The sequence below is a fragment of the Streptomyces sp. NPDC006923 genome, assembly GCF_040635655.1.
GTDB lineage: Bacteria > Actinomycetota > Actinomycetes > Streptomycetales > Streptomycetaceae > Streptomyces.
In genome coordinates this window covers 67,733-78,338 of sequence record NZ_JBEYIF010000021.1, presented here as the reverse complement: position 1 = coordinate 78,338, position 10,606 = coordinate 67,733, and the positions used below count along the sequence as shown (strand labels likewise).

Here is a 10,606-nt window from a genome sequence, read left to right as displayed (position 1 = left end):
GTCGAGGCGAAGGCTTCCAGCGTTCCGTTGTATTCGACGGTGACGGGCACGGAATTCGACACGGCCGGCATGGACGCCGAGTACTGGTATCGAAATCTGCGCGGCACGGTGGAGTTCCGGCAGGCCGTGGAAAGCCTGCTGGAACACGGCCACGGCGTATTCGTCGAGGCCAGCGCCCATCCCGTTCTGACCGTTCCCCTCGGCGAGACCTCAGAGGACCGTGCCCTCGTGGTGGGTTCGCTGCGCCGCGACGAGGGCGGTCTCGACCGCTTCCTCCGATCTGCCGCCGAGCTGTATGTGCAGGGTGTCCAGGTCGACTGGTCTCCGGCACTGACCGGCGGCCGCCGGATCGCATTGCCGACGTACGCGTTCCAGCACGAGCGGTACTGGCCGACGCCCGCGCTCCAGAGCGGTAACGCGGCCTCGCTCGGCCTGGGTTCCGTCGATCACCCACTGCTGGGCGCCGGTGTTGAGCTGCCCGAGTCCGACGGGTTCTTGTTCACCAGCAGGCTGTCGCTCAGTACCCATCCCTGGCTCGCCGACCATGCCGTGGCCGGGACGGTGCTTTTCCCCGGCACCGGGTTTGTCGAACTCGTCGTCCAGGCCGGTGATCAGGTCGGCTGTGACCGGATCGACGAGCTGACGCTCGAAGTCCCCCTCGTCCTGCCGGAAACCGGTGGCGTCCAGATCCAGGTCGTCGTCGCCGCGCCTGACGAGGCGGGCCGACGCCCGGTGCACGTGTACGCGCACACCGAGGAACCGACAGCCGGATGGCTGAGGCACGCCACCGGCGTGCTCGCCTCCGGCGGCCAGGTCCCCGACTTCGGGGCCGGCGTATGGCCGCCCGAGGGCGCCGAGTCCATCGCGCTCGACGGTTTCTACGAGCGCTTCGCCGAGGCGGGCTTCGCCTACGGCCCCGCTTTCCAGGGGCTCACCGCGGTGTGGCGGCGCGGCGAGGAGGTGTTCGCCGAGGTCGGTCTCGCCGAAGCGGAACGCGCCGACGCGCCCGCCTGCGGTCTGCATCCGGCCCTGCTCGACTCGGCTCTGCACGCCGCCGGCTTCGCGGGTGCGGGCGAGGAAGGCCCCGGGCGGCTGCCCTTCTCCTGGACCGGCGTGGTGGTCCGGGCGGGCGGCGCCCAGGCGCTGCGCGTGCGCCTGACGGCGGCCGGGACCGACGCGATCTCGATCGTGCTGGCCGACTCCACCGGTGAGACGGTCGCCTGGGCCGATGCGCTGGTGCTCCGTGAGTTCGCCGCCGACAAGCTCGCGCCCGCCACCACCGGTGAGTCGCTGTTCCGGCTCGACTGGGTGCCCCTCTCCGAGAGCGCCGAGGCCGACACCGGGGACTGGGCCGTACTGGGCGCCGACAACCTCGGGTTGAGCGGCGTACCGCACTTCGCCGGACCGCAGTGGCTGCGCGCCGCCACGGACGACGCGGCCAGGACGGTCGGGACCGTGCTGATGCCGGTGGACGCCTGGGTGGCCGCCGGAGCCGGCGAATCGGTGCACACGCTCTCCGCGCGGGTGCTTGAGCGGCTGCAATGGTGGCTCTCCGAGGAGGCGTTCGCCGACGCCCGGCTTGTGGTCGTCACCCGCAACGCCACGCTCTCCCTGGCGCACGGAGCGGTGTGGGGACTGGTACGGGCCGCGCAGTCGGAGAACCCGGGACGGTTCGTGCTCGTCGACGTCGACGGTCAGCGTCCCTCGTACGAAGCGCTTCCGCGTGCGCTGGCCACCGAAGAACCGCAGCTCACCGTGCGGGCCGGCCAAGTGAGCGTCGCCCGGCTGGCCCGGGTCGCACCGCCCGGGCGGACCGGATCTCCGGAGCCGGTCCCGGACCGGCCGTGGGATCCCGAGGGCACCGTGCTGATCACCGGTGGCACCGGCGGCCTCGGCGCCCTGCTGGCCCTGCACCTTGTCGCGGTGCGTGGCGTACGGCGCCTCCTGCTGGTCAGCCGCCGGGGCGGTGCGGCTGACGGTGTCGCGGAACTGGTGGCCGAGCTGACCGCGCACGGCGCCGATGTACAGGTGGCGGCCTGCGATGTCGCCGACCGCCGAGGACTGCGGAAACTGCTGAACACCATCCCCGCCGACCATCCGCTGACCGCCGTGATCCACACGGCCGGTGTGCTCGACGACGGTGTGATCGGCTCTCTCACCCCGGAGCGGCTGGACACCGTCCTGCGGCCGAAGGCCGACGCCGCGTGGAATCTGCACGAGCTGACCCGTGAACTGAATCTGTCCGCCTTCATCCTGTTCTCCTCGGCGGCCGGTGTGCTCGGCGCGGCGGGGCAGGCCAACTACGCCGCCGCCAACGCGGCCATGGACGCGCTCGTACGACAGCGCCACGCCCGCGGCCTGCCCGGGCTGTCGCTCGCATGGGGCGCGTGGGAACAGTCCGCGGGAATGACGGCGGACCTCCGCGAAGCCGATATGCGGCGCATGGCGCGCACCGGCATGGCGCCGCTCACGGCCGAGAGCGGACTCGCGCTCTTCGACCTCGCGGTGCGGGCCGGCGAACCGGTGGTCCTGCCGACCCGGATGGATCTCTCCGCGCTGCGTGCGTGGCCGGTCGTCCCGCATCTGCTGCGTGGCCTGGCGGGCGGCTCGTCCCTCCGGCGCAACCGGGCCGGTTCCGCGGTCTCCGCCACCCTGCGCACCCGGCTGGCCGGGCTCGACGAAAGCGCGCGCAGGGGCCTGGTGCTGGGACTCGTACGGGCGCAGGTCGCCGCGGTGCTCGGCCACTCCGGCGCCGACCGGATCGACCCGCAGCGCGCCTTCGGCGAGGTCGGCTTCGATTCGCTGACCGCCGTCGAGCTGCGGAACCGTCTCAACACGGAGACGGGGCTGCGGCTGCCGGCCACCCTGATCTTCGACTATCCGACGGCCGCCGCGCTGGCGGACCACCTGGTCGCCGAACTGGTGGGCGGCCAGGACGAGCCGATGGTGCCGGTGGTGCGCACCGCGGCCGTCTCCGACGACCCGGTCGTCATCGTCGGTATGGCCTGCCGCTATCCCGGCGGGGTCACGTCGCCGGACCAGCTCTGGGACCTGGTCGCCGCCGAGGGTGAGGTCCTCTCCGAATTCCCGGCCGACCGGGGCTGGGACGTCGAGGCGCTGTACGACGCCGACCCCGGCAACTCCGGCACGTCGTACACCCGGCACGGCGGCTTCCTGCACGACGCGGCCGACTTCGACGCCGGTTTCTTCGGTATCTCACCGCGTGAGGCACTCGCGATGGACCCGCAGCAGCGGCTGCTGCTGGAGGCATCCTGGGAGGCGTTCGAGAACGCGGGCATCGACCCGGCTCCCCTGCGCGGCAGCCGTAGCGGTGTGTATGTCGGTGTGATGTACCACGACTATGGCGCGGGCGGCCTCGTCGAGTTCCCCGCCGAGGTGGAGGGCTATCTCAGCACGGGCAACTCCGGCAGTGTGATGTCCGGCCGCCTGGCCTACACCTTCGGCCTGGAGGGCCCGGCCGTCACCATTGACACGGCCTGCTCGTCGTCGCTGGTGACCCTCCACATGGCCGCACAGGCACTGCGCTCCGGAGAGTGCGACCTGGCACTGGCCGGCGGTGTGACGGTGATGTCGACCCCCGGGACCTTCATCGAGTTCAGCCGCCAGGGCGGTCTGTCGCCGGACGGCCGGTGCAAGCCCTTCGCGGACGCGGCCGACGGCACCGGCTGGTCCGAGGGCGTCGCCATGCTGGTCGTGGAGCGGCTGTCGGACGCCCGGCGCCGGGGCCACCAGGTGCTGGCCGTCGTACGCGGCTCGGCCGTGAACTCGGACGGCGCGTCGAACGGCATGACGGCGCCGAACGGTCCCTCCCAGCAGCGGGTGATCCGGCAGGCGCTCGCCACGGCCGGGCTGTCGGCCGCCGAGGTGGACGCGGTGGAGGCGCACGGCACCGGCACCACGCTCGGCGACCCCATCGAGGCACAGGCCCTGCTGGCCACCTACGGCCAGGACCGGCCCGCCGACCGGCCGCTCTGGCTGGGCTCCGTCAAATCGAACCTCGGCCACACCCAGGCGGCGGCCGGCGCGGCCGGGCTGATCAAGATGGTGATGGCGCTGCGTCATGAGACGCTGCCCCGGACGCTGCACGTCGACAAGCCCTCCAGCCATGTGGACTGGACGGACGGCCAGGTCGAGCTGCTGACCGAACCACGGCCCTGGCCGCGCGCGGGGAAAGCCCGCTACGCGGGGATCTCCTCGTTCGGCATCAGCGGCACCAACGCCCATGTGATCCTGGAACAAGGCGACCCTGTCCCGCCCGGTGACGCCCGGGACGCCCGGGACCGGACCGGGAGCGCCGCACCCGCGCCGTCCCCCGGCGAGCGGCCCGCCATCGTGTCCTGGCCGCTCTCCGGCAAGACCCGCGGCGCCGTCCGCGCCCAGGCCGCCCGGCTGCTCTCCCGCCTGGAGGCCGGGCCGGGCTGGGCCCCCGCCGATGTCGCCCTCTCGCTGGCGACGACCCGCTCGGTCTTCGACCACCACGCGGTCGTCACCGGCGGCGAACGCGCCGACCTCCTGCGCGCCCTGTCGGATCTCGCCCAGGACGTGCCGTCCGCGGCCGTGATCGAGGGCACGGCCAAGGCGCCGGGACGGGTGGCCTTCTCGTTCGCCGGGCAGGGCTCGCAGCGCCCCGGGATGGGACGCGGTCTGTACGAGCGCTTCCCGGTGTTCGCCGACGCCGTGAACGAGATCGCGGCCCACCTGGACCCGCTCCTCGACCGGCCGCTGCTCGACGTCATGTTCGCCGAGCCCGGCTCTCCCGAGGCCGAACTGCTCGACCGGACCGGATACACCCAGCCGGCGCTGTTCACCGTCGAAGTCGCGCTGTACCGCCTGCTGACGTCGTGGGGCGTGAAGCCCGACTTCCTCGTCGGCTACTCGGTCGGCGAGATCCCCGCGGCCTACGTCGCCGGTGTGTGGTCCCTCGCGGACGCGTGCGCGCTCGTGGCCGCGCGTGCCAGGCTCATCCAGGCGCTGCCGACCGGCGGCGGGATGTACGCGCTCCAGGTGCCCGAGGACGTGGTGCTCCCGCTGGTCGAGGGACGCGAGGACGAGGTCGGCATCGCGATCGCCACCGCCGACAGCGTCATCATCGCCGGGGACGAGGAACCGGTCGAGGAGGTCGCCGCCGCGCTGATGAGGGCCGGCCACAAGGCACAGCGGCTGCGGGTCAGCCACGCCTTCCACTCGCCCCGGATGAACCCGGCGCTCGACGCCTTCAGGGACGCCGTCAAGGATCTGACCTTCCGGCCCCCGACCATCCCCATGGTCTCCAATGTGACCGGCGGTCTGGTCCGCCCGGCGGACATGTGCGACCCCGAGTACTGGGTACGGCACGTCCGCGAGAAGGTGCGCTTCGGTGACGGGCTCTCCGTGCTGCTGGACGAAGGAGTGACCACCTTTGTCGAGGTCGGTCCCAACGGCCAGCTCTCCGCCATGGCCCAGGGCCAGTTCGGACCCGACTCCGCCGTGACGGCGGTGCCGGCCATGCGCAGGGACCGGCCCGAGGAGCCGACGATCAGCGCCGCCCTGGCACAGCTGCACGTCCAGGGCGTACGAGTCGACTGGACGGCGGTGCTCGCCGGGACCGGAGCCCGCACGGTCGCCCTGCCGACCTACGCCTTCCAGCGGCAGCGGCACTGGCCGAAGCCGGCCACGCTCCGTCCGGGCGCCGCGCCGGGCACCGGTCCCGGCGCGCATCCGCTGCTGGGCTCCGGGGTCGATCTGCCGGACTCCGACGGCCACCTGTTCACCGGAGCGCTCTCGCTGCGGTCGCACCCGTGGCTCGCCGAGCACGCGGTGGCGGGCGTGGTGATCCTGCCGGGAACCGCCTTCCTGGAACTGGCCGTCAGCGCCGGTGACGAGGCGGAGTGCGCCACGGTGGAAGAACTGACGCTGGAAGTACCGCTCGTCCTGCCGCACACCGGCGAGGTGCTGCTGCGTACGGCCGTCGGCGGACCCGACGACCGGGGCCGCCGTTCACTCCGGATCTACTCCCGGCCGGCCGACGCCCCGGCGGGATCCTGGACGCGCCACGCGAGTGGCACGCTGGCCGCCGAGGCCGAACGCGCCGAGGAGGCCGGCCTGACCGCATGGCCGCCGCGCAACGCCGAACGGATCGAACTGGACGGCCTCTACGCCCGGTTCGCCGACGCGGGCTTCAGTTACGGGCCGATGTTCCAGGGCCTCACCGCCGCCTGGCGGAGCGGCGGCGACATCTTCGCCGAGATCGCTCCGCCGGAAACGGACCGCGCCGCACTGACGCCGTACGGGCTGCACCCGGCGCTGCTCGACGCGGCGGTGCAGGCGTCCCTGTTCGCCGGTCTGGACGCGGCGAGCGGCGGCCGGCTGCCATTCGCCTGGACGGGCGTGTCGCTGCACGCGGCCGGCGCTGACGGCCTGCGGGTGCGGCTGCGCCGGGTCGGCCCGGACGCGGTCTCGCTGGCCGTGGCCGACACCACCGGAGCGCCGGTCGCGTCCGTGCGCTCCCTGGTGCTGCGGGAACTGTCCGCCGACCGGCTCGCCCCGGCGACCGGCGACGCCCTGTTCCGTCCCGTGTGGACGGCACTCGCCGCCGAGGCTCTCGGCAGCGCCGACACCATCGACCGGACGGGCTGGACGCTGGTCGGCGACGACCGCTCCGGACTCGCCGAGCGCTGCGGTATCCCGTCCCTCATGGACTCGTACGCACTGGTCGCCGAGGTCGACGCCGGTATGCCGGCGCCCGCGGTCCTGCTGGTACCCGTGCCGGTCGGGCGGTCCGACGACATGGTGCGCGCCACCCACGCGTCGGCGGCCCGTGTCCTCGGTGAGGTGCGCCGATGGCTGGAGGACGACCGGTTCGCGGACTCACGGATCGTCTTCGTGATGACATCGGCCGGCACATCGGAGATCGCCGTCGCCGCCGTACGGGGTCTGGTGGGTTCGGCGCAGGCCGAACACCCCGGCCGGTTCGTACTCGTCGACCTGGACGATCAGGAGAGCTCGGCGGCGCTGCTGCTCGCCGCGGTGGCGAGCGGTGAGCCGCAGGCCGTCGTCCGGGGCGGCGAGCTGCGCGTACGGCGGCTGGAAAGGGCGACGCCGGTCGCCACCGCCGAGGGCACCCCCGGATGGGACCGGGACGGCACGGTCCTCATCACCGGAGGCACCGGCGGTCTCGGCGGCCTGCTCGCCCGTCACCTCGTCACCCGGCACGGCGTCACCCGTCTGCTGCTCGCGAGCCGCAGCGGCGCCGACGCCACGGGAGCCGCGGAGCTGGTCTCCGAGCTGACCGGGCACGGCGCCGACGTGACGGTGGCCGCCTGCGACATCGCGGACCGGGACGCCCTGGCCGCGCTGCTCGCGACCGTCCCCGCCGCACATCCGCTCACCGCCGTCGTCCACACCGCCGGTGTCATCGACGATGCCACCATCGCCTCACTCACTCCCGCACGGCTGGGGGCCGTACTGCGGCCCAAGGTCGACGCGGCCTGGAATCTGCACCAACTGACCCAGGAGCGGGGGGTGTCGGCGTTTGTGCTGTTCTCCTCGCTGGCCGGGGTCATCGGCGCGCCGGGCCAGGGCAACTACGCCGCGGCCAACGCGTTCCTCGACGCACTCGCGGAACACCGGCATGAACTCGGCCTGCCTGCGGTGTCATTGGCCTGGGGACCCTGGGAGCAGGGGAGCGGCATGACCAGCGACCTCAGCGAGGACGAAATGCGGCGCCTGACCCGCTCCGGCGTCCGGCCGCTGACGGAAGCACAGGGCATGGCGCTGTTCGACGCCGCCACCGCCATGGGCCGGCCGGTCCTGGTGCCGGCCCGGCTCGACCTGAGCGTGCTGCGCGGCCGTGACGACGTACCGCATCTGCTGCGCGGCCTGGTCCGCAAGCCGGTACGGGCCGCCGCCCGCAGCGCGACCGGATCGGCGGCCCCCGCCCCGGCCGGGACCGACACGGCGGCCCGTTTCGCCGGGCTGGCCGGAGCCGAGCGCCGGGAGGCGATGCTCGAACTGGTACGGGCCGAGGTGGCCGCCGTGCTGGGGCACACCGAGAGCGAGGCGATCGAGCCGGGACACGCCTTGCAGGAGCTGGGCTTCGACTCACTGACCTCGGTGGAGCTGCGCAACAGGCTGAATCTCGCGACGGGTCTTCATCTTCCGCCGACCCTGGCCTTCGACTATCCGACGATCGTCGAGCTGGCCGGGCACCTCGGTGACGAACTCGCCGAGGCGGAGCCGGACACGGCAGGATCAGCCAGTGTCGAGGCTCCGGCACGGGCCGAGGACACCGCACCCGACACCGTGGCCAGGCTCTACCGGGAGGCGTTCGGAGCCGGACAGACCCGGCTGGCGGGCGAACTGCTGATGAGCGTCGCCCGGCTGCGGCCCCTCTTCCGGAGTCCTGAGGAGATCGAGCGCAGGCCACGTCCTGTGCGGCTGGTCGAGGGGGAGAGCGATGTCCGGATGGTCTGCTTCAACCCGATCGTGCCATTGACCGGAGCGCATCAGTACGTCTCGTTCGCGGCGGCGCTGCCCGGCGGTCTCAGCGTCTCAGCGCTGGCCTCGCCGGGCTTCACCGAGGGCGAGAAACTGCCGGCCGACGCCGCCGCGCTCGTCGAGCTGGAGGCGCGGACGGTCTCCGAGTACGTGGGCGACAGTCCCTTCGTCCTCGCCGGGATGTCGTCCGGCGGGATCCTCGCCCACACGACGGCGAAGCGCCTGGCCGACCTGGGCAAACCGCCGCTCGCCGTGGTGCTGTTCGACACGTACGCGATGCATGACACATCGCTGCGGGAGACCGGCACCGAGTTCGGAACGGCGATGTTCGAGAGGGCGGAGGGCGTCGTACCGATCGACAGCGTCCGGCTGTCCGCGTACGAGTGGACGTGCGGCCTCTTCCGCGAGTGGAACCCGGAGCCGATGCCGGTGCCGACCCTGCTGATCCGGGCGTCGGAGCCGATGAACCCGGACCTGGCGGACAAGAGCTGGCAGACCAAGCTGGGCGGGGTCTCGTCGATCATCGAGGTCCCCGGCAACCACTACACCCTCATGGAGGAGTACGCCGACTCCACGGCGCGCGTTGTGCATGAGTGGCTGGGCACACTGGGCAAGTAGGGCGCGACACGCCCCCGAGGTCGCGCCGGCCCTGACCGGTCGGCGCGACCGCGGGGCGCCGGCGCTACCAGCGGACCGGCAGCTTCCAGAGACCGCGCACGAGCATGTCGGTGCGCCACTGGAGATCCTGCTCGGGCACCGCGAGTTCCAGCGTCGGGAAGCGCGTCAGCAACGCGCTCAGCGCGACCTGGAGTTCGAGCCTGGCCAGTTCACTGCCGACGCAGTAGTGCAGCCCGTGGCCGAACGCGATGTGCGGTACGGACGGCCGGTTCACGTCGAGGGTGTGCGGGGAATCGAAGATCTCGGGGTCGCGGTTGGCGGCGTCCGGGATCGGGATGACGATCTCGCCGCTCCGTACGAGGGATCCGTCCGGCAGTGTGATGTCCTCCGTCGCCACATGGTGCATGCCGCCGTTCTCCGCGATCGTGAGGTAGCGCAGCAGCTCCTCCACGATCGGTACCGCGCGGTCCGGCTGGGTGCGCAACTCGTCCGCGACATCGGGCCTGCGCAGCAGTTCGAAGACGGCCGAGCCCATCTGGCTGCTGGTGCTCTCGTAACCGGCGTAGAAGACCCCGGATATCTGCGACACCGTCTCGGCCCGGCTCACCTGCCGGTCGGGATGGGTGCTGACCAGCATCTGGCTCAGGACGTCGTCCGTGGGATGCCCGCGGTCGATGGCCTCCTGCCGCTCGGTCACCAGGCGGTCGAAGTACTCGTGCATCTCCTGATGGGCCTTGATCATCTCGCCCATCGGGTAACGGCCGGCGGAGATGGTGAGATTGCCCCAGTGTTCGAAGCGATCCTGGTCCTTCTCCGGCAGGCCGAGCACCCGGCACATGATCACCATGGTGATCGGCCGGGCGAAGTGCTCGACGAGGTCCACCGGCGTGGGCCCGGCGGCCAGATCGCTGACGGCCTCGGCGACGACCTCCTCGACCAGCGCCCGCATCGACCGCACCCGGTGGGCCGTGAAGGCGTGTGCGACGGCGGCCCGGCGCCGGGTGTGGTCGGGAGGATCGGTGGTCACCAGCGGCAGCGACTCCCTGGGGACACCCGCCATGGCGATCTTGCTGTAGGCGAGCCGGCTGAAACGCTGGTCGGCCAGGACGAACTTGACGTCGCTGTAACGGGTGACCAGCAGGGCTTCCCGCCCTCCGGCGATCTTCACCCGGCGCAGGCCCGGCTCGGCCTGGGTCTCCGCGTACTCCGGAGGAGGTTGTGTCTCAGCACCGACAGCGAAGGGAAAAGGGCACAGTCCGGTCATATCGCCACCTTCTCGGGAAACGTGCTCGTCTTGTACACGGCCGCCGCTCCGCGTCCGTTCGGTCGTCCGATCGGAGGTCCCCCGGGTCGCGGTCGTCCGAGTGATGCGACGGCGTCCCGGACCTGTGCGGAGCGAGGCGCTCGACGGGTATGTGGCCCGGGACTTGTGCGACACGCCCTGGCCATGGTCATTTTCCTGAGCGTAGCCCACCTCTGTGTACGGCCGGGG

At 72.3% G+C, this 10,606-nt stretch carries 2 protein-coding genes; one reads left to right on the top strand and one right to left on the bottom strand.

The window, feature by feature from the left end; all coding sequences use genetic code 11:
• On the top strand, nucleotides 1-9,114 hold a 9,114-nt coding region (locus tag ABZ707_RS29895), incomplete at its 5' end, for an SDR family NAD(P)-dependent oxidoreductase (RefSeq protein WP_360180856.1).
• A gap of 64 nt (nucleotides 9,115-9,178) precedes the next feature.
• On the opposite strand, the gene ABZ707_RS29890 is transcribed toward ABZ707_RS29895, so the two are convergent.
• Nucleotides 9,179-10,378 (bottom strand): cytochrome P450, encoded by a 1,200-nt coding sequence (locus ABZ707_RS29890; protein WP_360180854.1) that lies wholly within the window; start codon nucleotides 10,376-10,378, stop codon nucleotides 9,179-9,181.
• Nucleotides 10,379-10,606: the final 228 nt, after the last annotated feature.